The organism is Nonomuraea ceibae, assembly GCF_019396325.1.
In the GTDB taxonomy this organism is placed as follows: domain Bacteria; phylum Actinomycetota; class Actinomycetes; order Streptosporangiales; family Streptosporangiaceae; genus Nonomuraea; species Nonomuraea ceibae.
The window spans coordinates 98,039-124,419 of sequence record NZ_JAHKRO010000006.1 but is presented as its reverse complement, the minus strand read 5'-3'; the positions used below and the strand labels follow the sequence as shown (position 1 = coordinate 124,419).

The 26,381-nt window shown below is 71.6% G+C and carries 27 protein-coding genes; 12 read left to right on the top strand and 15 right to left on the bottom strand.

Annotation, left to right across the window (positions count from 1 at the left end):
* Positions 1-28 precede the first annotated feature (28 nt).
* Positions 29-1,393, top strand: a complete 1,365-nt coding sequence (locus tag KME80_RS06725) for a family 2B encapsulin nanocompartment shell protein (protein WP_246644225.1) — start codon at positions 29-31, stop codon at positions 1,391-1,393.
* Positions 1,394-1,428: 35 nt separating this feature from the next.
* Complete coding sequence (locus KME80_RS06720; RefSeq protein ID WP_219501514.1) at positions 1,429-3,579, top strand: terpene synthase family protein; 2,151 nt, start codon at positions 1,429-1,431, stop codon at positions 3,577-3,579.
* Between the two features lie 19 nt (positions 3,580-3,598).
* On the opposite strand, the gene KME80_RS06715 is transcribed toward KME80_RS06720, so the two are convergent.
* Both KME80_RS06715 and KME80_RS06710 read right to left on the bottom strand, forming a co-directional pair.
* Positions 3,599-3,931, bottom strand: coding sequence for an STAS domain-containing protein (locus KME80_RS06715; RefSeq protein WP_219501511.1), 333 nt, complete (start codon positions 3,929-3,931; stop codon positions 3,599-3,601).
* 347 nt (positions 3,932-4,278) lie between these two features.
* Complete coding sequence (locus KME80_RS06710; RefSeq protein WP_219501509.1) at positions 4,279-4,530, bottom strand: hypothetical protein; 252 nt, start codon at positions 4,528-4,530, stop codon at positions 4,279-4,281.
* 359 nt (positions 4,531-4,889) lie between these two features.
* Between KME80_RS06710 and KME80_RS06705 the strand changes: the two genes are divergently transcribed.
* Positions 4,890-5,459 carry a C40 family peptidase gene (locus KME80_RS06705; RefSeq protein WP_219501506.1) on the top strand — a complete coding sequence of 190 codons (570 nt, stop codon included), beginning with the start codon at positions 4,890-4,892 and terminating at the stop codon, positions 5,457-5,459.
* 213 nt (positions 5,460-5,672) lie between these two features.
* Here KME80_RS06705 and KME80_RS06700 read toward each other — a convergent pair whose 3' ends face one another.
* Complete coding sequence (locus KME80_RS06700) at positions 5,673-5,924, bottom strand: hypothetical protein (protein ID WP_219501505.1); 252 nt, start codon at positions 5,922-5,924, stop codon at positions 5,673-5,675.
* A 408-nt stretch (positions 5,925-6,332) separates the two neighbouring features.
* Here KME80_RS06700 and KME80_RS06695 point away from each other — a divergent pair, with 408 nt between their 5' ends.
* Together KME80_RS06695 and KME80_RS06690 are read left to right on the top strand one after the other, a co-directional pair.
* A complete protein-coding gene (locus KME80_RS06695) occupies positions 6,333-6,824 on the top strand; it encodes a hypothetical protein (protein WP_219501503.1) in 492 nt (163 codons plus the stop codon).
* Positions 6,825-6,833: 9 nt separating this feature from the next.
* Positions 6,834-7,391, top strand: a complete 558-nt coding sequence (locus tag KME80_RS06690; RefSeq protein WP_219501501.1) for an O-methyltransferase — start codon at positions 6,834-6,836, stop codon at positions 7,389-7,391.
* Between the two features lie 152 nt (positions 7,392-7,543).
* On the opposite strand, the gene KME80_RS06685 is transcribed toward KME80_RS06690, so the two are convergent.
* The gene (locus tag KME80_RS06685) at positions 7,544-7,984 is read right to left on the bottom strand and encodes a MarR family winged helix-turn-helix transcriptional regulator (RefSeq protein ID WP_219501499.1); all 441 of its coding nucleotides are present in this window, start codon (positions 7,982-7,984) and stop codon (positions 7,544-7,546) included.
* Entirely contained in the window at positions 7,981-8,607 is a 627-nt protein-coding gene (locus tag KME80_RS06680; RefSeq protein ID WP_219501496.1) for a type 1 glutamine amidotransferase family protein, read from the bottom strand. Before KME80_RS06680 ends, KME80_RS06685 begins: the two co-directional genes overlap by 4 nt.
* Positions 8,608-8,667: 60 nt before the next feature.
* Between KME80_RS06680 and mads6 the strand changes: the two genes are divergently transcribed.
* Both mads6 and bla read left to right on the top strand, forming a co-directional pair.
* The gene (gene mads6 / locus KME80_RS06675) at positions 8,668-10,020 is read left to right on the top strand and encodes a methylation-associated defense system protein kinase MAD6 (protein ID WP_219501494.1); all 1,353 of its coding nucleotides are present in this window, start codon (positions 8,668-8,670) and stop codon (positions 10,018-10,020) included.
* A 113-nt stretch (positions 10,021-10,133) separates the two neighbouring features.
* The gene (bla, locus tag KME80_RS06670) at positions 10,134-11,060 is read left to right on the top strand and encodes a class A beta-lactamase (RefSeq protein WP_219501492.1); all 927 of its coding nucleotides are present in this window, start codon (positions 10,134-10,136) and stop codon (positions 11,058-11,060) included.
* A gap of 567 nt (positions 11,061-11,627) precedes the next feature.
* On the opposite strand, the gene KME80_RS51705 is transcribed toward bla, so the two are convergent.
* The gene (locus KME80_RS51705; protein WP_219501490.1) at positions 11,628-14,318 is read right to left on the bottom strand and encodes an AfsR/SARP family transcriptional regulator; all 2,691 of its coding nucleotides are present in this window, start codon (positions 14,316-14,318) and stop codon (positions 11,628-11,630) included.
* Between the two features lie 114 nt (positions 14,319-14,432).
* On the opposite strand from KME80_RS51705, the gene KME80_RS06660 reads away from it, so the two are divergent.
* The gene (locus KME80_RS06660) at positions 14,433-15,356 is read left to right on the top strand and encodes a M23 family metallopeptidase (protein WP_219501488.1); all 924 of its coding nucleotides are present in this window, start codon (positions 14,433-14,435) and stop codon (positions 15,354-15,356) included.
* Here the strand turns inward: KME80_RS06660 and KME80_RS06655 are convergent.
* The gene (locus tag KME80_RS06655) at positions 15,353-16,156 is read right to left on the bottom strand and encodes an FKBP-type peptidyl-prolyl cis-trans isomerase (protein ID WP_219501486.1); all 804 of its coding nucleotides are present in this window, start codon (positions 16,154-16,156) and stop codon (positions 15,353-15,355) included. The two genes, KME80_RS06660 and KME80_RS06655, sit on opposite strands and share 4 nt — an antisense overlap.
* A gap of 92 nt (positions 16,157-16,248) precedes the next feature.
* Between KME80_RS06655 and KME80_RS06650 the strand changes: the two genes are divergently transcribed.
* Together KME80_RS06650 and KME80_RS06645 are read left to right on the top strand one after the other, a co-directional pair.
* Positions 16,249-17,286 (top strand): DUF2293 domain-containing protein, encoded by a 1,038-nt coding sequence (locus KME80_RS06650; RefSeq protein WP_219501484.1) that lies wholly within the window; start codon positions 16,249-16,251, stop codon positions 17,284-17,286.
* Complete coding sequence (locus tag KME80_RS06645) at positions 17,283-17,657, top strand: MmcQ/YjbR family DNA-binding protein (protein WP_219501482.1); 375 nt, start codon at positions 17,283-17,285, stop codon at positions 17,655-17,657. Before KME80_RS06650 ends, KME80_RS06645 begins: the two co-directional genes overlap by 4 nt.
* On the opposite strand, the gene KME80_RS06640 is transcribed toward KME80_RS06645, so the two are convergent.
* From KME80_RS06640 to KME80_RS06605, 8 genes are all read right to left on the bottom strand, one after another.
* The gene (locus KME80_RS06640; protein WP_219501480.1) at positions 17,637-18,251 is read right to left on the bottom strand and encodes a LysE family translocator; all 615 of its coding nucleotides are present in this window, start codon (positions 18,249-18,251) and stop codon (positions 17,637-17,639) included. The two genes, KME80_RS06645 and KME80_RS06640, sit on opposite strands and share 21 nt — an antisense overlap.
* A gap of 116 nt (positions 18,252-18,367) precedes the next feature.
* Positions 18,368-19,555: a kynureninase gene (locus KME80_RS06635; RefSeq protein ID WP_219501477.1), complete on the bottom strand. Its 1,188-nt coding sequence runs from the start codon at positions 19,553-19,555 to the stop codon at positions 18,368-18,370.
* A 4-nt stretch (positions 19,556-19,559) separates the two neighbouring features.
* Entirely contained in the window at positions 19,560-20,666 is a 1,107-nt protein-coding gene (locus KME80_RS06630; protein ID WP_219501475.1) for an ABC transporter substrate-binding protein, read from the bottom strand.
* Between the two features lie 14 nt (positions 20,667-20,680).
* The gene (locus KME80_RS06625; protein WP_219501473.1) at positions 20,681-21,649 is read right to left on the bottom strand and encodes an amidohydrolase family protein; all 969 of its coding nucleotides are present in this window, start codon (positions 21,647-21,649) and stop codon (positions 20,681-20,683) included.
* Positions 21,649-22,164: a 3-hydroxyanthranilate 3,4-dioxygenase gene (locus KME80_RS06620; RefSeq protein ID WP_219501471.1), complete on the bottom strand. Its 516-nt coding sequence runs from the start codon at positions 22,162-22,164 to the stop codon at positions 21,649-21,651. Before KME80_RS06620 ends, KME80_RS06625 begins: the two co-directional genes overlap by 1 nt.
* Positions 22,161-22,565, bottom strand: coding sequence for a RidA family protein (locus tag KME80_RS06615; protein ID WP_308125642.1), 405 nt, complete (start codon positions 22,563-22,565; stop codon positions 22,161-22,163). Before KME80_RS06615 ends, KME80_RS06620 begins: the two co-directional genes overlap by 4 nt.
* Before the next feature lie 26 nt (positions 22,566-22,591).
* Positions 22,592-23,389: a 2-keto-4-pentenoate hydratase gene (locus KME80_RS06610; protein WP_219501467.1), complete on the bottom strand. Its 798-nt coding sequence runs from the start codon at positions 23,387-23,389 to the stop codon at positions 22,592-22,594.
* Positions 23,379-24,815 (bottom strand): aldehyde dehydrogenase family protein, encoded by a 1,437-nt coding sequence (locus tag KME80_RS06605; protein ID WP_219501465.1) that lies wholly within the window; start codon positions 24,813-24,815, stop codon positions 23,379-23,381. Before KME80_RS06605 ends, KME80_RS06610 begins: the two co-directional genes overlap by 11 nt.
* Before the next feature lie 106 nt (positions 24,816-24,921).
* Here KME80_RS06605 and KME80_RS06600 point away from each other — a divergent pair, with 106 nt between their 5' ends.
* Both KME80_RS06600 and KME80_RS06595 read left to right on the top strand, forming a co-directional pair.
* Complete coding sequence (locus KME80_RS06600; protein WP_219501464.1) at positions 24,922-25,464, top strand: VanZ family protein; 543 nt, start codon at positions 24,922-24,924, stop codon at positions 25,462-25,464.
* Between the two features lie 154 nt (positions 25,465-25,618).
* Positions 25,619-26,371: a GntR family transcriptional regulator gene (locus KME80_RS06595; RefSeq protein WP_308125632.1), complete on the top strand. Its 753-nt coding sequence runs from the start codon at positions 25,619-25,621 to the stop codon at positions 26,369-26,371.
* The last annotated feature ends 10 nt before the right edge of the window (positions 26,372-26,381 follow it).

Below are 26,381 nucleotides of genomic sequence, written 5' to 3'. Positions count from 1 at the left end.
TTCCGGCCAGGGATTGGTGGTGTTTCGGTTGTCGGAGTTGGAGGCACGGCTGAGCCTGGACACGGCGGCGGCGCGCAAGCTCGCCACGACGTCCAAGACGGCTCCGCACATGCGGGAGATCTCCCCGCGCTGGCTGCTGCGCGCGCTCCCCTGGGTGGAGCTCGCGGCCGGCACCTACCGGGTGAACCGCCGCCTCACCTACGAGACGGGCGGCGGCCGGGTGGCCTTCTCCCATACGGGGACGCGGCTGCGGGTGGTGCCGCCGAGCCTCACCGAGCTGCCCTTCCTGCACGGGTACGAGGACCGGGACGTGCTGGAGTCCCTGGCCGGAATGTTCGAGCAGCGCGAGTACGTGCGCGGCGAGGTGATCGCCAGGGAGGGATCGCCGCAGAACGAGCTGATCCTGCTCGCCCACGGCAAGATCGCCAAGCTGTGCACGAGCACGTACGGCAACAGCGTCGCGCGGGGCATGCTGTCGACCGGCGACCACGCCGGCAGCCGTGCGGACAGCCGATCGACGCCGTGGGAGGTCACGCTGGCGGCACGCACCGCCTGCGCCGTGCTGGCCCTGCCCTGGCAGGCGCTGGACGACCTGGCCGCGCGCCGGCCGTCGCTGGGCGAGCACCTCGCGCGGCGACCGGCCGGCCCGGCCAACAAGTACGGCGAGGCGGCGATCGACCTGCTGTCCGGGCACCGCGGCGAGGTCGTGCTGCCGGGCACGTTCGTCGACTACGACCCGGGCCCCCGCGAGTACGAGCTGAGCGTCTCCCAGGCGGTGCTCAGGATGCACACCAGGGTCGCCGACCTGTTCAGCAGCCCGATGGACCAGACCGAGGAGCAGCTCAGGCTCACGATCGAGGCGGTGCGCGAGGCGCAGGAGCGCGAACTGGTCAACAACCCGGACTTCGGGCTGCTCCACAACGTCGCCCCGGGACAGCGGCTGACCACCCGCACCGGGCCGCCCACCCCCGCCGACCTCGACGACCTGCTCTGCCGCAGGCGCAAGACCCGCTATTTCCTGGCCAACCCGCTGGCCATCGCCGCGTTCGGCCGGCAGTGCAGCGCCGCCGGCGTCTACATGGACAGCGTCGTGCTCGACGGCAGCACGCTGGCCGCCTGGCGCGGGGTGCCGATCCTGCCCTGCGACAAGATCCCGGTCAGCCGGGCCGGCACCAGCTCGATCCTGGCCATCCGCACGGGCGAGGACGAGCAGGGGGTCGTCGGCCTGCACCAGACCGGCGTCCCCGACGAGCACCGGCCCGGCCTCAGCGTGAAGGTGATGGGCATCGACGAGCGGGGGATCACCACCTACCTGGTCAGCGCCTATTACTCGGCCGCGGTGCTCGTGCCCGACGCGCTGGGCGTGCTCGGGGACGTCGAGGTACACAGCTGACCTTCACCTGATCTTCACAGCCGAACGGAGCCACGATGGCGCAACCCTTTGACCTGCCGGACTTCTACGTCCCGTATCCGGCCCGGCTCAACCCCCACCTTGAGGAGGCCAGGACCCACTCCAAACAGTGGGCCAGGAAGATGGGCATGCTGGAAGGCTCGGGCATCTGGGAGGAGGCCGACCTCGACGCGCACGACTACGCGCTGCTGTGCGCGTACACTCATCCTGACTGCGACGCCACCGAGCTCAGCCTGATCACCGACTGGTACGTGTGGGTCTTCTTCTTCGACGACCACTTTCTCGACGTGTTCAAGCGGACGGGCGACCGCGAGGGCGGCAAGGCGTACCTGGACCGGCTGCCCGCCTTCATGAGCACCGCGAGCCCTGAGCCGGTCAACCCGGTCGAGGCGGGGCTGGCCGACCTGTGGGCGCGCACGGTGCCCGGCACGTCGGCCGACTGGCGGGCGCGTTTCACGGAGAGCACCCTCAACCTGCTGAACGAGTCGCTGTGGGAGCTGTCCAACATCAACGCGGGCCGGGTGCCCAACCCGGTCGAGTACATCGAGATGCGCCGCAAGGTCGGCGGGGCGCCCTGGTCGGCGGGGCTGATCGAGCACGCGGCGGGCGCCGAGGTGCCTGCCGTGATCTCCGCCTCGCGGCCGATGCGGGTGCTGCGCGACGCCTTCTCCGACGCCGTCCACCTGCGCAACGACATCTTCTCCTACCAGCGCGAGACGCAGGAGGAGGGCGAGCTGAGCAACGGCATCCTGGTGCTGGAGACGTTCCTCGGCTGCTCGACGCAGGAGGCCGCCGACGCGGTCAACGACCTGCTCACCTCGCGGCTGCAGCAGTTCGAGCACACCGTCGCCGTCGAGCTGGGGCCGCTGTTCGTCGAGCACGGGCTCGACCCGCTGAGCTGCGCCGGCGTGCTGGCCTACGTCAAGGGGCTGCAGGACTGGCAGTCCGGCGGTCACGCCTGGCACCTGCGCTCCAGCCGCTACATGAACCAGAACGCCTCCGCCCCGGCGCTCGGCATGAAGTCGGTCGTCGACCTGCTGGGGCTCAAGCGCGTCAGGTCCTACGCGCACGTGCCGTACGAGAAGGTCGGGCCGCTGCCGGTCCCGGACCTCTACCAGCCGTTCACGCCGGAGCTGTCACCGCACCTGGAGGCCGCCCGGCGCAACGTGGTCACGTGGGCGCACCGGATGGGGCTGCTGGAGGCGCAGCCCGGCATCACCGGCTCGGCCGTGTGGGACGAGGACAAGCTGATCGACTACGACCTGCCGCTCTGCGCCGCCGGACTGGACCCCGACGCGACGCCCGAGGAGCTCGACCTGTCCTCGGCCTGGCTGGCGTGGGGGACCTACGGCGACGACTACTTCCCCGTCGTGTTCGGCCACGGGCGCAGCCTGGCCGCCGCGCGGGCCACCGTGGAGCGGCTGTCGCTGTTCATGCCGCTCGACGGCGTCGCCTACCCGGCGCCCGTCAGCCCGCTGGAGCTGTCGCTGGCCGACCTGTGGGGGCGCTCGGCCCGGCCGATGAGCCAGGGCGCGCGGCGTACGTTCCGGGCGGCCATCGAGAAGATGGCGTCGAGCTGGCTGTGGGAGCTGGCCAACCAGGCCGAGAACCGGGTGCCCGACCCCGTCGACTACGTGGAGATGCGGCGGCTCACCTTCGGCTCGGACCTGACGATGGCCCTGTGCCGGCTGGCCCGGGCCGACCGGATCCCGCAGGAGGTCTACGACAGCGGGCCGATGCGCTCGCTGGAGAACTCGGCCCAGGACTACGCGACCCTGCTCAACGACGTCTACTCGTACCAGAAGGAGATCGAGTTCGAGGGCGAGCTGCACAACGGGGTGCTGGTCACGCAGTGCTTCTTCGGCTGCGACCGCGACACGGCGCTGCGCATCGTGGTCGACCTGCTGGAGTCGCGGATGCGGCAGTTCCAGCACGTGGCCGCGCACGAGCTGCCGGTCGTGTTCGACGATCTCGGGCTGGGCGACGACGGCCGCAAGGCGGTCGCCGAGTACGTCACCGAGCTGGAGAACTGGATGTCGGGCATCTACGTGTGGCACCGCGACTGCCGCCGTTACGACGAGGAGTCGCTGCGCCGTCACCACCGGCCGCCTCGGCCCAAGCTGGCCGGGCCCACGGGGATCGGCACGTCGGCCGCGCTGATCCTCTAGCCGGTCCTTGGAGTGGTCTTCAGGGCACGGCCACCGGGCGGGATCCGTCGAACCAGCCCATCAGCTCCAGCATGCGGCGCTGGCACGGCGTGACGTTGCGCAGGCGGATCCACCGCTCGGCCGGGGGCAGCGCGGGCAGGGCCAGCACCCGGATGCCCGACAGGTCGACGAACGTGAGGGCGGCGGTGTCGACGGTCAGGTGCGGGCAGCCGTCACGCCACAGGGCCAGCGCGCGGGCGAGCGCGGGGCTGTTGGTGATGTCGACCTCGCCGCAGAGGCTGACGGCCGGGTCCGGCGGCGCGGCCAGCACGACGATCCGTAGCTGCTGGTCCTGGTAGAGCAGTCGCTCCATCTGGTGCACACCCCCCATCGCTCCGAGTCCGGGGGTCGGTCACCGCAGCAGCGGCAACCGAGAACCAGGTTACACGAACTATGTTTCTCTTTGTAATGTTCGCGAGAAAAATGACCGTTTACAGCACTTTTATAGAAGGAATGGTCCGATGAGCGTTTCACCCCCATCGGGCCGCTGATCGGGGCCGGGGCCGGGCATGCGAAAGCCCCGGCACTGGTGGTGCCGGGGCCGATCAGATTGCCCGTACGCCTGTCACACGCTGGTGCCACGACCCGGCGGCTCCGGGGCTCCCCGCGTCCGGGGAGGTGCGGGCCGGCCGGGCCGTGCGCGCCACCGGCGCCGCGGGATCAGTCCTCGACGTTGCTCAGGACGTTGCCCTCGACGTCCTGCAGGTGCAGGAAGGTCAGCACGTCGATGTACTTGACCGAGTCGTTGAGGACGTCGTTGGCCAGCGCCACGTCGTCGATGATGGAGAACTGGCTGAGGATCTGCTGGCCGGTGTTGCTGACGTTCGGGCCGACGTCGGCCGAGGCCACGCCCGCGGAGAAGCCGAGCGCGAGACCGCAGATGGCGGCACCGGCGAGAATGCGACGCATCATTTGTAGAACTCCTTCGTAGGAATCGGCGCGGAAAGCGCGTCATCGCGATTGTGTTCGCTGTGCTTTCGAGATGCCTCGGACAACGATCGCGTATCGCGGCTTCGACGGGCAAGGCGAGGCGCCTAAACCTAGGTCAAAACCGATTCACGAGAATCGTCGTGGGCATCGCGCCACCATATGTCCGGATTTATCAGGATTCGTCTGGTGGCTTTGACGGATTTTCTTTCACGTTATGGCCATATGCGCCTCTCGCCTCCCCAAAAGGGTGTTTTGTCCCCATCGGTCGAGAGGAAAGCTCTGGGACAGCAGCGCCGGCATCGAGAGCCGGTGAAACGAGTCGCAGAAGCGGTGGATTGACCATGGAGGCAAGACGCACATTTATCGTGATGGCCCTGGCGTGTGTGTTCACCGGCACGCTGGATTGCGCGCCGGCAGTGGCTCGCGACTGCGGCCCTGAATGCGGGCCGCGTTATTCCGAAACCTTTCACGCGGACCGGGCCGCCGCGGGCGCCATCGCGGTGCGGGCCGCGATCGAGATGATCGGCGTCCCGTACTCATGGGGCGGCGGCGGGGTGGACGGCCCCGGATTCGGCATCGGAAAGGGTGCGAAGACCAAGGGATTCGACTGCTCCGGCCTCACGCAGTACGCGTGGGCCTCGGCCGGGGAACTGATCGGCCGCACCACGAAGGAGCAGTGGCGATCAGGTGCCCGCGTACCCAAGGAACAGGTGCGGCCCGGGGACCTCGTCTTTTACGACAACGATCCGCGGCGCTCCGGCCCCGAACACGTCGGCCTGGCCGTCGATCGCGAGCGTATGGTCCACGCCCCCTATACCGGCGCGTTCGTCCGGCTCGACCCGCTGGACCGGCCGACGTTCATGGGAGCCGTCCGGCCGACCGAGGAAAGAGCGGCGGACGCCGGCCTCTGACGCGCGGCCCCGGACGGCCTGCTCGATGGAGCAGGCCCTCCGGGCCGCCCGCCACCCGGCCCGTCGGTGCGCACCGGGCTGCCGTGGCCTCGAGTATCCACGGCCGCCCTTCCGGGAAACGTCCCGGCGTTTCAACCGGGACCCGGGCGGGGTGACGGTTCACCGGCTTTTGCCGGCGAGCTTTTCAGGTCGAGCGCCGATTTCCCGTCGCTCCTAGTCCTCGACGTTGGCCAGCAGGTTCAGCTCGACGTCCTGCAGGTGACCGACGGTGCCCAGGTCGATGTACTTGACCGAGTCGTTCAGGACGTTGTTCAGCGCGGTGACGTCGTCGATGACGCTGAACTGGCCGATGATGCTCTGGCCCGTGTTGCTCGCGCTCGGGCCGACGTCGGCCGAAGCGGCGCCGGCACAGAAGCCCAGCGCGGCGCCCACGATGGCTGCACCGGCAAGAATGCGACGGATCATGTTTCGTTCCTCCATTGATCGGCGCCTGAGAATTCCAGCGCCTTAGTCGTTTCTGCAGGGCTGTGAGGTGCCGCGGATAACAATTGCGGCAGCGCGCCGGAACCGCAACCGGATCTTCTCAGACCGAGGTCAAGGGGCGGCCTCGGTTTCTTGGCGATCGACACCGCCGCCGAACACAAATGCCGCGGCCGATCCGCGCAATCGAAACGGCATTTCTTTTGGCCTCACCCGGTGATGACGTAGCCGTTCACGCACCGGCGGGAAACCGACGATCACCCGCCGCTTGGGAATCGCGCGCGCCCGCAATACGCCGTGAGGTGTAGCGGCGGTGCCGCCTCTGGTCCGACGCGCGCCCCCCGGGACGCGGGTCACGATGGCCAGGAGTTCGTTCGGGAACCGGAGGTAAAGATGACTGCGATACGACCGCGTACCCGCAAGTCACTGCTGGTCATCCACATCGTCGCCTCGGTCGCGCTGCTGGGCGAGGTATGGGGACTCGTGGTGCTCAATACTGCGGCGACACTCACGAATGACCTCGCTTTGGCCCACGCCGCCTACCGGTTGATGCCCGCGCTCGTTTTCGCGGGCGGGATACCGCTCAGCATGCTGTCGCTCGTCACCGGCGTCCTGCTCGGGCTGACGAGCCACTGGGGGGTGCTGCGCCACGTCTGGGTCGCGGCCAAGCTGGCGCTGCTGCTCGCCACGATCTGCGCGGGGATGTTCCTGTTCGACCCCGAGGGCATGGCCGCCGCCACCGAAGGCGCCGCCCAGGTGGCCTCCTCACGGCAGTGGGCCCAGGTGGCCTCGCTCGGCTGCCAGCTCGCGATGCTGATGCTGGCGACCGGCCTGTCCGTCTTCAAGCCGCGAACCCGGATGCCACGCCTGCGCCCCGCGAGGTAGGACAGGACCATGGAAACCGATCTGGTCACGGCGGCCGTGGCCCGCGCCGAAGAGGCGTCGTTCGCCTACTCGTGCGATCCGGGCGTCGGCCGCCTCCTCGCCGCACTCGCCGCCGCCGTCCCCGAAGGCGGGCGCGTCCTGGAGTTGGGCACCGGCGCCGGCGTCGGGCTCGCCTGGCTCGTCAGCGGCCTCCTGCCGCGCACCGACGTCACGGTCACGAGCGTCGAACGCGACCCCGACCGCGCCGCACTCGCCGCCCGCGACGGCTGGCCCCCCTTCGTCGACCTCCGTACGGGCGACGCCCTGGACCTGCTCGACCGGCTCGGCGCCTTCGACCTGATCTTCGCCGACGCCACGGGCGGCAAGCACGTCGGCCTCGACCGCACCATCGCCGCCCTCCGCCCGCGCGGCATCCTCCTCGTCGACGACCTCGCCCCGGCCCCCGGCTGGGACGACGACCTCATCCGCAAGCAGCGCGCCGTCCGCGACGCCCTGCTCGCCCACGAACGGCTCGTGGCGGTCGAACTCGACCACGCCTCCGGCCTCGTCCTCGCCACCGCCCGCTGACCCTTGCCACCCACCCTCCCCTGCGCGGCACCCCCACCACGTGCCCTCCCTTTGCGGCACTCGCCGCTCAACCCAGAAGCCGGAGTGCGGGTGGGGAGCGGCCCACACCCCCGGCGGGCCGCCCGGGAGCCGCCTGGGTGCCGCCCAAGGGGTCAGTCGGAGAGGCGGTCGAGGGCTTCGGAGAGGCGGCGGAGGGCGGCGAGGGTGTCGCGGGCGGCGGGCAGCCCCAGCTCGGCCACCAGCCGGTCGGCGAGCTCCTGGTGGGCGGGATCGATGCGGGCGATGGCGGCCCGCCCCTCCGGGGTGGGGTGGAGCAGCTTGGCCCGCCGGTGCGCCGGGTTGGGCAGGTATTCGGCCAGCCCCTTCTCCACCAGCAGGTCGGCGATCCGCTGGACGCCCTGACGGCTCATGCCCATCACCCTGGCCACCCCGGAGACCGGCAGCGGCTCGTGCAGGATGGCGCCCAGCACCTGCCACCAGGCGGCGGTGAGCCCGGCGGGCCTGGCCAGCTTCTCGGCGACGTCGAGAAACTGGCCGTTGAGCCGGAAGACCGTCAACGCGCTGCCCGACAGCAGCTCGCCCGTTTCGCTCATGCCGCCATCAGCACCTCGTACGCCGACGCGTCGCTCTTGGCGAAGAGCCGGTACCAGGCGTCGAGCACCTCGGGCGTGTAGACGTCGAGCCGGCGGAAGATCTCGCGGGCGAAGGCGACGGGCTCGGTGGGCCCGGCGGTGATCAGGTCGCCGTCGAGCACCGCGTCGCGGTCCTGGTAGCGCTTGGCGCCCCCGTACCCCTGCTGGGCCTCCAGGTACTGCAGCACGGCGCTCGTGTGGTCGCGGTCGTCGAGCAGCCCTTCGCGGGCGATCCCGGCGACGGCGCCGCAGATGGCGGCGACGGGCACCCCGGCGTCGAGGAACGCGCGTGCCTTGCTGGCGTACGGAGCGAGGTCGTCGCCGGCGTCCCACAGGTCGGCGCCGGGCAGGATGAGCAGGCTGCTGTCCTGCGGCGTGAGCGCGTCGAGTGTCAGGTCGGGAACGATCCGCATGCCGCCGGCGGTGGTCACGGGCTCGCCGGTGAGCCCGACCGTGACGATCTCATAACTGCCGGGCTCCCGGTGGAAGCGGCCACTGCGCAGGTGGGCGGTGGCGTGTCCGGTCTCCCAGTCGGCCAGAGTGTCGTAAACGGCTACATGCACGGGCTTTGTCTTCGTCGTCATGACAACATACTGTCATAACGACAACATGCTGTCAACTCCAACCCGTGCGAGGATAGGCGCATGGCAGAGATCGTCGGCGGGGGACCTCCGGTCAACGACGCCGAGCGGCGGGTGATCACCTACCTCCGGGATCACGCACCGGCCGACTGGCTGCTGCTGCACAACGTCGAGGTTCCGCGCGGAGACGACGTCTTCGAGGTCGACCTCCTCGTGCTCACCGGCCACTCGCTCGTCGTCGTCGACGTCAAAGGCACCCGCGGCCGCATCGAGGTGTCGGGTTCGCGGTGGTTCCCGCCGCGGCGGGAGGCGTTCGGCTCGCCGGTGGCCAAGCTGCGCGGCACCGCCAAGGCGCTCAAGGGACTGCTCGTCTCCAGAGCCACACAGCTCGAACGCGTCTACGTCGACAGCCTGGTGGTGCTCACCTCGCCCGACGCCCAGCTCGTCGACCCCGCCGGGCGCGACGCCGTCAACGTCACCGACCTGCCCCGGCTCATCGCCACGCTGAGCGACGTCTCCCGGGTCAGGCGCGGGTGCAGCCCCGACGCCAAGCCCTACTTCGCCGCGATCCTCGACGCGCTCAACCAGACCGTACGGCGCAGCACCGCGCCCCCGCGCTACGGCAACTGGGAGGTCGAGGAGCAGCTCGGCGGCGACGCCAGGATCACCGAATACCGGGCCTTCAACGCCACCCTGCCCGGCAGCGAGACCGTGCTGCTGCGCGTCTACCAGGCCGACCCGCTGGCCGACCAGGAGTCACGGGCCGCCGAGCGGCAGCGCATCGCCAACGCCTACCAGTCGCTGGCCCGCATCCCGCCCCACCCGAGCCTGGTGCGCCCGCGCGACTTCTTCGCCATCGACGACGAGAGCCGGTTCGTGCTGGTGCTCGACGACGTCCACGGCCAGGCCCTCCACCTGCGGCTCGGCCAGGGCGTACGCCTGACCGTGATCCAGGACATGCTGAGCGGCCTGGCCCACGCGCACGCCCACGGCGTCATCCACCGCGCGCTCACCCCGGCCAGCGTGCTGGTGACCGACGACGGGCACGCGGTGCTCACCGGGTTCGACTACGCCAAGCCGGGGCCGCGCAACTACACCGTCGCCCACGAGCTGCACAACGTGCTCGACGCCCACTACGTCGCGCCCGAATGCCACGAACGGCCCGACCGGATGACGGCCGCCTCCGACGTCTACGCCGCCGGCGTGATCGCCTACCAGCTCCTCACCGGCGACCTGCCCGCCGGCCCCGACGCGCACGGGCCCGACGTGCCCGACGTGGTGCGGCGCATGCTCGACCACACCCCGGCCAAGCGCCCCACCGCCGCCGAGGCGCTCGACATCCTCCGCCACCCGCCGGCGCCCGCCCCCGAATCCCGGCTCAGACGCCTCGTCCGCCGCTTCGTCCCGGGCTCCTGACCTGCATACATACATTTTCTGATATTCGTACGTTCGCGATATCGCTATTAGACATGAGCTGATCACGTCTGGTTTGCTCCTGCCCTCTGACAGCGAACAGCGAAGGACTTGACATGCTCCGTTCCCGGCAGGCCCTGCGATCGGCCGCTCTGGCGCTCTCCCTCCTCGCCGGCGGCGCCACCCTCCCGGCCACCGCCGCGCCCGCGACCGCCGCCGCCGTGCACCTCGCACCCGGCGCGACGGCCAAGAAGGAACTGCGCGCCCTGGAAGCCGCCTTCCAGGGACGCATCGGCGCGTACGCCGTCGACACCGCCACCGGCCGGACCGTCGCCTACCGCTCGGACGAACGCTTCCCGCTGCTGTCCACGTTCAAGGCCCTGCTCTGCGGCGCCGTCCTCCACAAGGCGCGCACCGCCGAGCCCGGGCTGCTCGCCAAGCGCCTCCACTGGACCGCCGACGACCTCGTGACGCACTCCCCCGTCACCGAGAAGCACGTCAAGGACGGCCTGACCGTGGCCGCCCTGTGCGAAGCCACCATCACCACCAGCGACAACACCGCCGCCAACGTGCTCCTCAAGGAGATCGGCGGCCCCGCCGCCGTCACCCGCTACCTGCGCACGCTCAAGGACCCCATCTCGCGGCTCGACCGTACGGAGCCCACGCTCAACGACTGGACGCCCAAGGAGAAGCGCGACACCACCACCCCCGCCGCCGCCGCCCGCGACCTGCGCGCCCTCACCGTCGGCGACGCCCTGCACCCCAAGGACCGGCACCAGCTCAACGCCTGGCTGATCGCCAACCAGACCGGCGACACCCGCATCCGCGCCGGCCTGCCCAAGACGTGGCGCATCGGCGACAAGACCGGCACCAACGGGTCCCGCGGGCTCGCCAACGACATCGCCGTCATCTGGCCCGCCAAGGCTTCCGCCCCGATCATCATGACCATCTACACCAACCGCACCGACCCGGCCGACCCGGTGGACGACAAGGTCATCGCCTCCACGGCCACCATCCTCGCCCGCGCCCTCAACACCCTCTGACCGCCTGGCCGACAAGCCCCTCCCCAAAGGGGCCCCGTACCCCCGGAGGTGCGGCGCCGCGCCCGAGGGAGGGCAGGCGCCCCCGGGAGAGGCGAGCGCCCCCGCGAGGGCGGGCGCGCCCCCGGGAGAAGCAGGTGCCGCGCCTATGGCCGGCGGCCCGCCCCGAAGGGCCCCTGCCCGAAGGGCCGCATGCCCCCGCGGAGATGGTGGGGCCGCGCCCCCGGGAGGGACGGACGCGGCCCTCGGGAGGCCGGGCGGCGGGCCGCCTCCCCGAAAGGGCCCCTGCCCGAAGGGCCGCATGCCCCGCGGAGACGGCGGTGCCGCGCCCGAAACAGGGCCGGTACGACCCCCGGGAGGGCGGGCGTCGTGCCTTGGGCGGCGGCTTGCCCTCGTGGACGGCCGGCGTGTCCCGTTGGTTCGCGCGCTCCCGTGGGGGGCCGGGTGGGGCCGAGGGTGTGCGTGGGCGGGTGGTGGCCCTTTCGGGAACGTGCGCCACTTCGGCGGGGTGGCCGTGTCGGCGGGGTGGCCGCGCCGGGGGCGGGGGCGTTGGGCGGTGGGGCGTACGGGTTAGGCGGGGAGGGTGCGGCGGAGGGCGGTGGCGTGGGCCTGGTAGTCGAGGGCGAGGCCGGTGCGGCCGGCGGAGAGGTGGAGGTCGGCGAGCAGTTGGGTGGTGGAGGCTTCGCCGCTGCGGTCGCCGAGTTCGCGGAAGACGAGGAGGGAGCGTTCGAGGCCGGCGGAGGCGGGGGCGAGGTCGCCGCGGGCGACCTGGAGGCCGGCGAGGCTTTGCAGGGCGTAGGCGCCGCAGTGCCGGTCGCCGAGGGATTCGAAGATCTCCAGGGCGTGGCGGTGGAAGGACATGGCCTGGTGGAGGTGGCCCATCTGGAGGCAGACGCAGCCTTCGCGGTGGGAGTCGCCGAGCTCCTGGGCGAGGCGCATGGCCTGGGTGAGGGATTCGGACGCCTGGGCGAGGTCGCCGGCGCGCAGGCAGGCGCGGCCGATGGCCTGGCGGGCGAACGCCTCGCCGTGCTGGTCCCCGGCGGCGAGGAACATGGCGAGGGCGCGGCGGAAGTGGCCGAGGGAGCGGGCGTGGCGGCCGCGGAACTGGTGGACGGCGCCGAGCCCGCAGACGGAGGTGGCCTCGGCGCGGAGGTCGCCGAGGTCGTGGAAGAGGCGGCGGGAGCGGGTGAAGCCGTCGGCGGCCTCCTCGTACCGGTCGCGGTAGAGGGCGACCTGGGCGAGGCCGCGCAGCATGGCGGCTTCGCCGTACGTGTCGCCGGCGGCGCGGGCGGCGGCCAGGGCGGCGGTGTGGGTGCGCTGCCAGGTGTCGAGGTGGCAGCGCAGGTCGAGGTAGGGGACCATGGCGGCGGCCAGGCCCCAGGCGGAGGCGGCGAGGCCGGTGCGGGCGGCGACGGTGACGGCGGCGGCGAGCGTGTCGTGTTCGGCTTCGAACCAGGAGAGCGGGTCGGCGGTGAGCCGGTCGAGGAGGGGTTCGGGGAGCCGCCAGCGGGGGGCGTCGGCGGCGGTGAGGCCGAAGACGGTGGTGGGCAGGCGGGCTCGGGCGTGTTCGGTGGTGGCGGTCCAGGCGGCGAGGACGCGGGCGAGCCCGTCGCGGTGGGGGGTGCGTGAGGTGGAGTGCTGGCGGATGAGGTCGGGCAGGCGGTAGCGGGGCTGGCCGACGGGGTCGGTGCCGACGAGTTCGAGGAGGTTGACGTCCACGAGCAGGTCGGTGACGTCGTCGGCGCGGTGCCGGTCGAGGGCGGCGGCGACGACCCAGCCGGGCTGGGGCGCGGCGCCGAGCAGGCCGAGGGTGGCGAGGGTTCGGGCGGCTTCGGCGGGCAGGTGGCTGTAGCTGCGGTCGAGGCGGGCGCGTACTTCTTCGAGTTCGCCGAGGCGGTCGTCCTGGAGGCGTTGCCGCAGGACGGACAGGGACCAGCCGGGGCGTCCGGCGAGGCGGGCGCCGGCGCTGCGGAGGGCGAGGGGGAGCCGGCCGCAGGCGGTGACGATGGCGAGCGCGTCGGCGCGTTCGCGGGCGACCCGGTCGGGGCCGGCGATCCGGGCGAGGAGGCGCAGGGCGTCGTCCTCGGGCAGTTCGGCGAGGGTGACGTGGCGGGCGCCCGGCAGTTCGGTGATGCGGCGTCTGCTGGTGATGATGACGGCGCTGTCGTTGCCGGGGAGCAGGGGGCGTACCTGGGCGGCGTCGAGGGCGTCGTCGAGCAGGATGAGCATCGGTCGTTCGGCGAGCAGGGAGCGGAGCAGGGCGGAGCGTTCGTGGAGGGTGGGCGGGGGGCGTTCGGCGCCGAGGGCGCGGAGGGCTTCGGCGAGCAGGTCGGCGGGGTGCCTGCCGCCGAGGTCGAGGTGGAGCTGTCCGTGGGGGAAGCGGGGCCGGAGGAGGTGCGCGGCGCGTACGGCGAGGGCGCTCTTCCCGGCGCCGGGCGGGCCGGTGATCACGGCGACGGCGGCGGGGCGCGGGCGGGTGAGTGCGGCGAGTTCGGGCTCGCGGCCGGTGAAGTCGGGGATGTCCGGGGGGAGCTGATGCGGGGTGGTGGGGAGGGAGTCGTCGGCGAGGACGGTCTCGTAGGCGCGGCGGAGCTCGATGCCGGGTTCGACGCCGAGTTCGTCGACGAGGCGGGCGCGGATGCCGGCGTAGGCGCGTAACGCCTCGGCTTTGCGTCCGCCGGCGTGGAGGGCGAGGATGAGGCGGCCCCACAGGTCCTCGCGGTAGGGGTGTTCGGCGAGGAGGGCGCGCAGTTCGCGGACGGCTCCGGCGTGGTCGGCCCGGTCGAGGCGCTGGGCGATGAGTTGTTCGGCGGCGCGGAGCCGTGCTTCGTGGAGGGGGTCGAGGCGGCGTTCCCACAGGGGGCTGCCGGGCAGGTCGGCGAGGGGGGCACCGCGCCAGAGGGCGAGGGCGTCGGCGTAGCGGCCGTGTTCGACGTGGTCCTGGAAGACGAGCAGGTCGAGCGCGCCGGCGGGGACGTCGATGGCGTAGCCGGATCCGGCGCCGCGCAGGGTGTCGCCGGCGCGGGCGGCGCGGGACAGGTCGGCGCGCAGGGAGCTGACGTAGGTGCGCAGGTTGGCCTGGGCGGAGCGGGGCGGGCGCTGCGGCCAGAGGACCTCGGCGAGCTGGTCGCCGCCGACGACCCGGCCGGCGTCCAGCAGCAGGGTGGCGAGCAGCAGCCGTGGCTTCCTGCCGGAGATCCGGACGGGACGTCCCGCTGACCGGACTTCCAGCGGCCCGAGCACGTGAAAAGTGACCGTCATGACCGCATCAGCTCCTCTTTGGAGGCCTGACAGCTTTTTGTATCGGTTCTGGATGTTCTTTGTGCGGTGAATCTCGACCCTGGGTTCAGAGCCCCTCCCGGAAAGGATCACCCGATGAGGTTCAGCGGAGCAATGGTCGCGGGTGTCGCACTCTTACTCAGCATCGGAACGGCGTCCACGGCCTCGGCCGACCCGTCGCTCGACCCGGAGCCGTCGTCCGACAGCGTCGGGATTCTGGCCACCAACTTCCAGCTGCCGTTCCCCTGCGGGCAGTCCTGGAACGGCAACTCCAGCGCGAGCAGCGCGCACCAGTCGTGGGAGATCGACTTCAACCGGGGCAGCACGGCCGGCGCCGACCTCGGCGACACAGTGGTGGCGGCGGCGGCGGGCACGGTGGGCATCTCGGCGCACCAGGGCTCGGCGAACGGTTACGGCAACCTGGTCAGGATCGACCACGGCAGCGGCTGGTCCACCTACTACGCGCACCTCAACACGCGGTCGGTCAGCGCGGGCCAGTCGGTCTCGCAGGGCCAGAAGATCGGCACGGTCGGCAACACCAGCAAGCCGGGCAACAACATCAGCCCGCACCTGCACTACGAGGTGCGGCAGGGCACCGGCTACCCGGACAACATCCGCAAGGCGGTCTTCAACGGCGTCACGTTCGGCTATCCGGTCCAGACGCTGACCTCGCGCAACTGCGGCGGCTCCAGCAACCCGTACACGCCGCAGGAGGCGTGCGGATCGGGCTACGACGTGATCGACTCGGCCGGGCTGGGCACGTCGGGCACGGTCTACCTGCTGTACAACAACGGCAACGGCAACAACTGCGTCGTCACGATGAAGCACACCTCGCTGGGCACGCCCACGGCCACCACCGCGTATCTGGAGGTGCAGGGCAGCACCCGGAAGACCGATTCGGGCAGCTACTCCTACTATGCGGGTCCGGTGTACGCGTACGCGCCGGGCAAGTGCGTCCGGTGGGGCGGCAAGGCGGGCTCGTCCACGTACGACAGCCCGTTCGAGCACTGCGGCTCCTAGAGCGCGTCGAGGATGTCGATGACGTAGAGCGTCGGCTCGCCCCGTGAGCTGGTGGGCGAGCCGATGGCGACCCGGCCGCCGACCCGCTGGCCGCGTAGGCCGTCGACCCAGCCGGGCGGCACCGTGTCGGGGGTCAGCCGGTAGGCGCTCGGGCCGCCGCGCTTGTAGGAGGAGTCCACGACTTCGCGTGTGGGCCAGGAGGCCGCCACGTACTGGATGACGATCTTGTCCCCGGGCATGACCTCGGCCCCGGACCCGCCGATGAGCGTGCGGGCCGGGGCCGCCGGCGTGAGGTCGGCGGGGACGGTGGGCAGCGGCCGGCCCACCAGGCGGGCGTCCGGGGGGTAACCGCCGATGATGTCGAAGACCACGACGAGCGTTTCGGCGGGCGGGACGCCGTCGAGGCGCATGTCGGGCCCGAGCGTCTGGACGGCGGGGCCGACGAGCAGCACCCGGCTGCCCGCCGCCCGCCCGATGAGGGCTTCCTGCCAGGTGCGGGGCACCGCGCGCCCGTCGAAGACGACGGTGACGGGCTGGTTGACCTCGTACGTGCTCAGGTGCGGCTCGTTGCCCGACCAGCGGCGGATCTCGACGTCGGCGAGCACCACGTCCCCGGGCATCGTGCGCCGTCCGGCGCCGTGGGAGAGCAGGACCACCCGAGGCGTGCGTCCGGGTTTGCCGGGCGGGATGGTGACCTCGGGCGGGGCGCCGACGGGGCCGGCGACGACGGGCAGCGTGCCGCTGTCGGCGACGCCACAGGAGGTGGCGAGCACGAGTACGGCGGGCCAGAGCAGGCGCACGATTCCTCCCGGTGCGAGATCCGCCCGCTTCCTTGCCGGGATCACCACAAGGCATGCCCACCTGCTGACAAAGGCGCGGCACACTAAGGGGCGTGAGCAAGCCGAACCTGGCCCGCAGGGTCGCCGAAGCCGCCGAGCTCGCGCTGACCCGCAACAAGTACGTGACGTTCCTGGACGTGGTGACGGGTCTGCGCTGGCTGCATTCGCGTCATGTCGACACCTGGCGGCAGGGCCGGGCGGCCACGCTGGCGGAACTGGCCGCCGTCGACGAGGACCGCCTGGTGGCCACGGCCGCGCTGCTCGGCGACTGGGCGCGGGCCAGGGGGCTGCGCCCGGTGGAGACGCCGTACGTGTCGGGCAGCCGTGACCGGCGGCCGTTGCGGTTCACGGGCGGGGGCGGGCAGGAGGCGTTCCGGGTGCACTGGCTGTCGCCGGACCTGAGCGAGGCGCGGGTGCGGCAGCTCACCGAGCGGCAGAGCAAGGCGCCTGATCTGGTGGTGGTCGCGCCGCTGGAGGCGTGGACGTGCGCGTCGTGCCGCGACACCGGGCCTTATCTGATCATGGAGGACGACCGGCCGCACTGCCTGACGTGCGCGGATCTGGATCATCTGACGTTCCTGCCGTCGGGTGACGCTGCGTTGAGCCGCCGGGCCAAGCAGGAGAGCCGGCTGTCGGCGGTGGTCGTCCGCTACAACCGGCGGCGCAAGGTCTACCAGCGGGCCGGGCTGCTGGTGGAGGAGGAGGCGCTGGCGCGGGCCGAGGAGCGCTGCCTGGCCGACGAGGAGGTGCGGCTGCGCCGCCGCGAGCGTGACGCGGTGCGCCGGGCCGAGCAGGACGTGGAGTTCCAGGCGCGGATGGCGGCGGAGATCGCCCGGCTGTTCCCCGGCTGCCCGCCGGACAGGGCGCGGGAGATCGCCGAGCACGCGGGGCTGCGCGGCAGCGGCCGGGTGGGCCGCACGGCGGCGGCCAAGGTCCTGGACGAGAACGCGATCACGCTGGCCGTGATCGCGTCCATCCGTCATCGCGACACCGACTACGACGAGCTGCTTATGTCGGGGGTGCCTCGTATGGTGGCCCGAGACCGGATCAGGGCCGCGATCGACCGCAAGCTTGAGGAGTTCCGGACATGACCGACTGGCACGACATCCGCGAGGAGCTGCGCGCGTTCGCGCTCGGCCTCCCCGAGACCCACGAGGACCACCCGTGGGGCGAGACCGTGATCAAGGTGAACAAGAAGGTGTTCCTGTTCCTCGGCATCGACGAGCGGACCGAGAAGTGGGACCCGACCTTCGGCGTCAAGCTGCTGTCGGAGACGCACGGGCACGCGCTGACCGTGCCGGGGGCGGCGCCGAGCGGCTACGGGCTCGGCAAGGCCGGCTGGGTGACGGTGCCGTTCCTGGCCGAGCTGCCGGAGACCGAGGTGCTGCTCGACTGGGTCGAGGAGAGCTACCGGGCCATCGCCCCCAAGCGGGCGGTCAAGCTACTGGACGGCCAGCCGTAGCGCGAAGCCGACCAGCAGCACGCCGGTGACCCGCTCGACCCGGGCGCGCACCCGGGGCGTGCGCAGCAGCGCGCCGACCCGGTCGACGATCAGGTTGTAGAGGCTGAACCAGAGCGCGTAGAGCACGGCGATGATGCCCGACAGCAGCAGCGCGCTGCTCAGCGTGTCGCCGTGCGACGGGAGAAACTGCGGCAGCCACGTCACGAACAGCAGCAGCACCTTGGGGTTGAGCAGGTTGGACAGCAGGCCCCTGCGCACGTGGACGAGCGGCGAGCCGCCGGGCGCCGACTCGGCGGCCTCGGCGGTCTCGGCGGCCTTGCCGCGGCTCGACAGCAGCGCGTGGACGCCGAGCCAGAGCAGGTAGCAGATGCCCAGCCCGCGCACCACGGTGAAGGCGGTGGGCGAGGCCACGAGCAGCGCCGACAGGCCGATCGCAGCGGCGGCGGCGTGCACGGACAGGCCGAGCAGGCCGCCGAGCATGGTGAGCAGCCCGGCCATCCGGCCGTGGGCGAGCGAACTGCGCATGATCAGGGCCGCGTCGGGCCCGGGAATCATGATCATGACAAGCGTGGTGACCACGAAGGTCAGCAGCATGGCGGGGGTCTCCCGGAGCTGGAGGCGCGCTCCGGTCGACCCGCTCGTGCGCAGGCCGCACGGTGACGCGGGCGAACATCGGTGAAGTGCCTTGTGGGCAAGCCGATGTTACCTGGTCAGGTGACCGCGAGCCGCCGCGCGTATCGGTCGTCGCGCCAGAGCTCCTTCTCCAGCACCTCCAGCAGCGTGGTGGCCGCGTCGTACACGTCGGTGTAGCGCGTGTAGAGCGGCGCGAGGCCGAAGCGCAGGATGTCGGGGGCGCGGAAGTCGCCCTGCACGCCCCGGTCGATGAGCGCCCGCATGACCGGGTAGCCGTCGGGGTGGCGGAAGCTGACGTGGCTGCCGCGCCGTTCCGGGTCGGCGGGCGAGGCGAGCTCCAGCGCGTCGCCGACGAGCTCGACGAACAGCTCGCCGAGCGCCACGCTCTTGGCCCGTAGCTGGTCGAGCGGCACCCGGTCCCAGATGTCGAGGGCGGCCTCCAGCGCCGCGAACGACAGCACGTGCGGCGTGCTGATCGCGAACCGCCTGATGCCCTCGGCCGGGCGGTATCCGCTCTCGAACGCGAACGGGTCGGCGTGGCCGTGCCATCCGGACAGCGTGTTCACGGCCGTCGCATGGTGGCGCGGATTCACGTACAGGAAGGCGGGGGCGCCGGGGCCGCCGTTCAGGTACTTGTACGTGCAGCCGACGGCGAAGTCGGCGGCCGAGACGTCCACGCGCAGGGCGCCGACGCTGTGGCACACGTCCCACACCATGAGCGCGCCCGCGGCCTGCACCCGGGCGGTCACCTCGGCGACGTCGTGCCGTTCCGCCGTGCGGTAGTCGACCTCCGACAGCAGCACCACCGCCGCGTCGTCGAAGCGGCCCTCGGCGAAGTCGCGGATCTCGTAGCCGGCGGCCAGCCCTTCGATCATGTAGTGGTCGGTGGGGAAGTTGTTGACGTCGGAGACGATCACGCGGCGGTCCGGGCGCAGCCGCAGGGCCGCCGAGACGGCCTGGTGGACCGCGATGGACGTGGTGTTGCCGGCCACGACCTGGCCGGGCCCGGCGCCGATGAGCGGCGCGATGCGGTCGCCCACGCGCAGCGGCTGGTCGTACCAGCCCGCGCTGTTCCAGCCGCCGACGAGCTGGACGCCCCATTCGTCGGTCACGGCCTGGTTGACCCGTTCCGGAGTGCGGCGCGGCAGCGCGCCCAGCGAGTTGCCCACGAGGTAGATGACGCCTTCGGGCAGCGCGAACTCGTCCCTGAAGTCGCGCAGCGGGTCGTCGGCGTCCAAGGCGAGGCAGCGGTCACGGTCCTGCAACGCGTCACTCCTTCGGGGGGATTGTGGCAATCACCCGATTGATGCCATTTTCGTACTGTCTGGCATACCAGTTCTGGACCGGGTTGTGCGAGGTGTCGTCGAGCCTGAGCTTGCCGCGCGGGCTCTCCAGCTCCCCCACCCCGGCCAGCGCCTCCCCCAGGTCACCGCCACGCGCCGCCGCCCGGTCGATGAGCCGCATCGCGTCCCAGCTCTGCAACGCCACCACCGACGGGTTCTTGCCGGTACGCGCCCGCCAGGTGGCGACGAACGCGGTGTTGGCCGGGTTGTCCAGCGCCGGCGAGTAGCTGCCGACGCTGGTGATGCCCTCGGCGTCCCGGCCGATCGCCGCCAGCACGTCCTCGTCCACGAGCTGCTGGCAGGCCAGCAGCTCGATCCGGGCGTCGTAGCCGAGCTGCCTGAACGCCTTGACGAACGTGACCGCCTCCCCGCCCGCGTAGAACGCGTACAGCAGCTCCGCCTCCGGCGGGATCCGCTCCAGGTACGGCTCCAGGTCCCCGACCTTCCCGTACGGCGTCAGGATGCGCGTGAGCGGGCCCGCGCCGTACCCCTCCTCGAACCCGTCGAGCGTCTCCACGCCCGCCGAGTAGTCGGAGGCCATGAGCACCACGCCGGTCCGCCCGTAGCGCTCGGCGGCGTAGCGGCCGGCCGCCTCGCCCTGCTCGCGGTTGGTGTAGGAGACGCGGAAGACACCGGGGCCGCCCAGCTCGTCGGCGCCCGCGTTGGCGATCACCACCGGCGTGCCGTCCGCCGCCTCGGCGACCGACACGGCGACCGGCGAGGCCAGCAGGCCAGTGATCACGTCGGCGCGCTCCTGGCTCACCAGCCGCCGGGCCTCGCGCCCACCCCGGTCGGCGGCGCCCGCGTCGTCGGCCACGACCAGCCGGGCCGGCCTGCCGCCCAGCCTGCCGCCGTGCTCGTCCAGGTAGAGGCGCATGGCGGCCTCCATCTCGTCGCCGAGCATCGCGTACACGCCGGTCTGGGAGATGATCGCGCCCACCGTGAGCTCGCCGTCGTCGCGGGCCTCGGTCGGGGCCGGCCCGCCGCAGCCGGCGGCCAGCAGCACCAGCAACCCGGCCACGGGCAGGCGCATGGGTGCTCCCTTCGTCAGCCCAGGAACGCTCCGGCGTTGCCGCCGAGCAGCTTGGCCCGCGCCTCGTCGGACAGGAAGCCCGCCTTGCGGACCAGCGCGCCGACGGGCGACTCGCCGAGCGGGTAGGGGTAGTCGGAGCCGAGCATCACGTGGTCCTCGCCGATCGTGTCGACGAGCAGCCGCAGCGCCCGCTCGTCGAAGACCACGGTGTCGACCGCGAACCTGCCGAGGTAGGCCGACGGCGGCCGCTCCGAGACGCCGACCAGGTCGTCGCGCCGGTGCCAGGCGTTCTCGAACCGGCCCAGCCAGAACGCGAACGACCCGCCGCCGTGGGCGAAGCAGATCCGCAGCGTCTCCGGCACCCGGTCGAAGACGCCGCCGAGGATCAGCGCCAGGATCGACAGGTGCGTCTCGGCGGGCATCCCGACCAGCCACTGCGCCATCCACCGCTCGACGCGCGGGCCGCCGGGCATGTCCCACGGGTGCACGAAGACCGGCACGCCGCGTTCGGCGCAGTGCTGGAGGAACTGCACGATCCCGGCGTCGTCGAGGTCGCGGTCGCCGACGTGGTTGCCGATCTCCACGCCCCGGTGCCCGGCCGCGATGCTCCGGTCGAGCTCCGCGCAGGCCAGGTCGGGGTCCTGGAGCGGCACCTGGCAGAACGGGATCAGCCGGTCGCCGTCGCAGATCTCCAGCGCGAGGTCGTTGAAGATCCTCGCGACCCGTACGGCCTCGGCGGCGGGCCTGTCGTAGGCGAAGAACACCGGCGTCGGCGAGACGACCTGCCGGTCCACGCCGTCGCGGTCCATCGCGGCCAGGCGGACGTCGGGGTTCCAGCAGTCATCCTGGATCTTCCGGAAGTTCCGGTCGTTGACGAGGATGGTCGCCTCGCGCTCCGACTCGATCCGCAACCGGGGCGCCCCCGGCCAGCCCAGCTCCGGCCAGCCTCGGGGCACGTGGTGCGTGTGGATGTCGGTGATCATCAGCCCTTGCCAGGATGGAGCGTGCCGCAGGAGTCACAGGTGCGCGCCTTCTCGTCGGTGTAGAAGGCGTTGAAGACCGGCGGCAGGTCCTTGACGATGTCACGCACCTGCAGCTCGACCTCGTGCACCAGCGCGGCGCACTGCGGGCAGTACCACTGGAACCGCTCCAGGACCCCCTCCGGCCGCACCCGTTCCACCACCAGCCCGACCGAGCCCTCCTCGGGCCGCTGCGGCGAGTGGGGCATCCCGGGCGGCAGCAGCCACATCTGCCCCTCCCGGATGTGCACGGTGTCGGGCCCGTCGTCGGTCATCACGTTCACGTGCATGTTGCCGCGGACCTGGTAGAACAGCTCCTCGTACGGGTCGATGTGGAAGTCGGTGCGCGCGTTGGGCCCGCCGACCACCATCACGATGAAGTCCTCGGCCCCCTCGAACACCACCTTGTTCCCGACCGGGGGCTTGAGCAGATGGGCGTGCTCGTCGATCCACTTGGTGAAGTCGATGGGCGGGATCATGATCGCTCCTGGGGGTGGTAGGCGACGGCTTGCATCTCGATCAGCAGGTGGGGGTGCGGCAGCTGGTGCACCGCGACCGTGGTCCGCGTCGGGCCCTCCTCGTCGAAGAACTCGGCGTAGACCTCGTTGTAGCCCTTGAAGTCGTTCATGTTGACCAGGTACGTGGTGATCTGTACGAGGTCGGCCAGCGAGCCTCCGGCGGCCTTGAGAATGTCGCCGATGTTCTCGATGACCGCCCTGGTCTGCTCGCGGATGTCGAGCTCCGGCGCGCCGTGCTTGTCGACGCGCACGCCGACGAAGGTGTTGTCGGGCCGCCGCGAGCTCGTGCCCGACACGTACAGGAAGTCGCCTGCCCGCTTCACGTGCGGGAACCTGCCGAGCGGTGTCGCCTTGCCACGCACCTGCAGTGCCTCGCCCCGATCAAGGCTCACTGGGAGAACACCGCCCGCACCGAGCCCAGCCCGTCGATGTGCGCCTCGAAGGCGTCGCCGGGCTCCACCGGCACGACGGGGCCGAGCGCGCCCGTCAGCACGACGTCACCGGCGCGCAGCGGGTGCGCGGTGCGGCCGAGGGCCCCGGCCAGCCACACGGCGGCGTTGAGCGGGTGGCCCATGCAGGCCGCGCCGGACCCGGCCGACACCTCCTGCCCGGCGCGCGTCATCCGCATGACGGCCAGCCGCAGGTCGGTCCCGGCCAGCGGGACGGGCGTGTTGCCCAGCACGAACGCGCCCGCGGAGGCGTTGTCGGCGACGGTGTCGGCCGGCGTGATGTCCCAGTCGGCCACGCGCGAGTCGGCGATCTCGACGGCGGGCAGCACGAAGTCGACCGCCCGGATGACCTCCGCGACGGTGAACGGCCCGCCCACCAGGTCGGCGCCCATGACGAAGGCGATCTCCGCCTCGGCCCGGGGCTGCAGGAACCTGCTCACCGGCACGGGCAGCCCATCAAGGTAGGACATATCCGCATAAAGCATGCCGTAGGTGGGTGTGTCGATCCCGAACTGCTTCTGCATCAGCGGATTCGTCACGCCGATCTTCCGCCCGACCAGCCGCCGCCCCTCGTCCAGCGCCCGGGCTGTGTTGATCTCCTGTACGGCGTAGCCCTCGGCCAGGGTGCTGACCAGGTCCCGGATGGGCGCGCACGGCTTGCCCGACCGGGCCGCCTCCAGCAGTCGGTCGGCGGCCTGTCCACGCGCATCGACTGCCTGCGACCATTCATCGTGCATCGGGGTACTCCAGCTTGATCGTAATCGTGGTGGGCTCGGAATAGAAGTCGAGCGACCGTGTCCCACCTTCCCTGCCAATGCCCGACAGCTTGACGCCGCCGAACGGGGTGCGCAGGTCGCGCAGATACCAGGTGTTGACCCAGACGAGCCCGGCCTCGATCCGCTGCGCCACCCGGTGCGCCCGGTCGAGGTTCGCCGTCCACACGGTGGCCGCGAGCCCGTAGTCGCTGTCGTTGGCCAGCGCCACCGCCTCGCCCTCGGTGTCGAACGGCGCGACGTGGCAGACCGGCCCGAAGATCTCCTCGCGGTTGAACGCCGACGACTCCGGCAGCCCGGTCACCACGGTCGGCTCCACGAAGTAGCCCCCGTCGCGCGCGTCGCCGAACTCCGGCACGCCGCCGCCGGTCACGAACGTGGCCCCCTCGTCCCGGGCCAGCGCGTAGGCGCCGAGCACCTTGTCCCGGTGCTCGGCCGAGATCATCGGCTGCGGCTCCACCTCGCGCGCCCGCGCCGCCAGCCGAGCGCAGAACTCCTCGAACACCGGCCGCTCGACGTAGAGCCGCTCGGTGCACAGGCAGACCTGGCCGCCGTTGGTGAACACCGACCTGGCGCAGCCCTCGACCGCCCTGTCGAGGTCGGCGTCAGCGAACACCAGGCCCGCGTTCTTGCCGCCGAGCTCGAAGGAGACCGGCCTGACCCGGTCCGACACCGAGCGCATGATGGCCGTGCCGGTGCGGGTGGAGCCGGTGAACGTCACGCCGTCGACGCCGGGGTGCTCGACCAGGAGCCGGCCGCTGGTCCCGTACCCGAAGATCACGTTGACCACGCCGTCGGGCAGGCCGGCGTCGGCGCAGATGTCGGCGAACAGCGACGCCGAGCCGGGGGTGTTCTCCGACGGTTTGACCACCACGGTGTTGCCCGCCATCAGCGCGGGCGCGAGCTTCCAGGTCATGAGCAGGAACGGCAGGTTCCACGGCACGACCACCGCGACCACGCCGAGCGGCCTGCGGATCGTGTAGCTGAGCACGCCGGGCAGGTGGAACGCCTCGTCGGGGCGCTGCGCGGCGATCTCGGCGAACGCCCGGAAGTTGGCGGCGCCGCGCGGGATGTCGAGCGTGCGGGTCTGCTCCAGCGGCTTGCCGGTGTCGGCGATCTCGGCGGCCACCAGGTCGTCGAAGCGGGCCTCGATGCCGTCGGCGAGCCTGCGCATCCACCCGGCGCGCTCGGCCGCGGGCAGCGCCGCCCAGCCGGGCGCGGCCGCGGCGGCGGCCTCGACGGCCTGCCGGACGACCTCCTCGTCCGCCTCGCGCGCCTCGCCGGCCCGCGCGCCCGTCATCGGGTCATGGACGCCGAACGCCGGCCCTTGGGCCACCCGCCGGCCGCCGATGAAGTGGTTCAGCACCGAGCTCGCCTCCTCGCTCTGCATCGTCTCTCGCCGGCGGGCGCCGCGCCATGCCGCTCCTGCATGATCGCGGAGACCTGTCCTGGGAGTCATCTTCTCGTAGCCACGAATCGGCCGACATCATGGTCCGGTGAGGCAGACGTGGGTTTTGTGGGGAAACGTCATTATTGCTGGTACCTTTGCGCTGTTTTTCGGCGTGCTCGCCATCATGCTCCTCGCCCGGCGCCGCGCCCGCCGAGGCCACCCCGCGCCGCTGCGCACCGCGCTCGCCGACGTGGGGATCGTGGTCGGCACCGCGCCGTGGATCTGGATGATCCTCACCCCGGCCACCGGTCAGGAAGGTGTCAGTCTCGTCCCGTTCAAGGACCTCGCCTGGATCGCGAGCGCGCCGTGGGAGACAGTGTTCGTGCAGGTCGGAGGCAATCTGCTGGTGTTCGCGGCGCTGGGGGCGCTGCTGCCCGTGCGCACCGCCAGGATGGCCTCCGCGGCCCGCGTGGCCGCCGTCGCGGCCGGAGCCTCCGCGCTCGTGGAGGTGCTCCAGTATGCGCTGCGGCTCGGCAGGTTCTCGTCCGTGGACGACGTGCTGATCAACACGCTGGGCGCGGCGGCGGCGGCTTTGGTTACTCGCCGCTGGTGGGCGTCTCATATTTCGGTCGGCCCGAATTCCCGATAAATAGGCCATTAAAAACGGGCACTAATCGACACACAGGCACACACCGCTCAAAAGAATGCTCGGGACCAACCTCCGTATCTGTGCGATCGTGGACAAGACGGGGCAAGTTCTCTGGAGACGCCAAACCCGCTTGGTGACAGAGGGTGATCAAACAGTGTCTGAATCCCCGGTACCCCACGAGCCCCCTATCTATCGACGCATCGCCGACGGCCTCCGCTCCCGGATCCTGTCCGGCGAATTGCGCGACGGGGAACGGCTGCCGGGCGAGAACGCGCTCATGGCCGACTACGCAATCGCACGGGCCACCGCCAGGCAGGCGCTTGCGGTACTGATCAACGAAGGGCTGGCGGTGCCGAAGCGAGGCTCGGGGGTCTACGTGAGACTGTTCAAACCGATCCGCCGGCACGGCTCCCGCCGTCTGGCGCGCGAGCAGTGGGGCCAGGGACGATCCATCTGGGAGGCCGACACCCGCGGCCGCCCCTTCACCGTCGACGAGGTCGAGGTGGCCCGCGAACAGGCCCCCGACGAGATAGCCGGCGTGCTGGAGAGCCGCGAGGTCTGGGTGCGCCGCCGGCGCTACTCCGTCGACTCGCGGCCCGTGCAGCTCGCCACCTCCTACTTCCCGGCGCAGCTCGTCGAGGGCAGCGCCATCACCGCCGCCGAGACCGGGCCCGGCGGCGTCTACGCCAGGCTGGGCGACCTCGGCCTGCCCCCCGCCCACTTCACCGAGGAGGTCCGCGCCCGCATGCCCCGCCCCCGCGAGAGCGTCATGCTCGGCCTGCCCGGCGGCACCCCCGTGATCGTCATCGACCGCACCGCCTACACCGCCGGCGGCCTCCCCGTCGAGCTCAACGAGATGGTCCTCGACTCGGCGGCTTACGTGCTCCAGTACGACTTCGACGCCTGAGTCAAGAAGG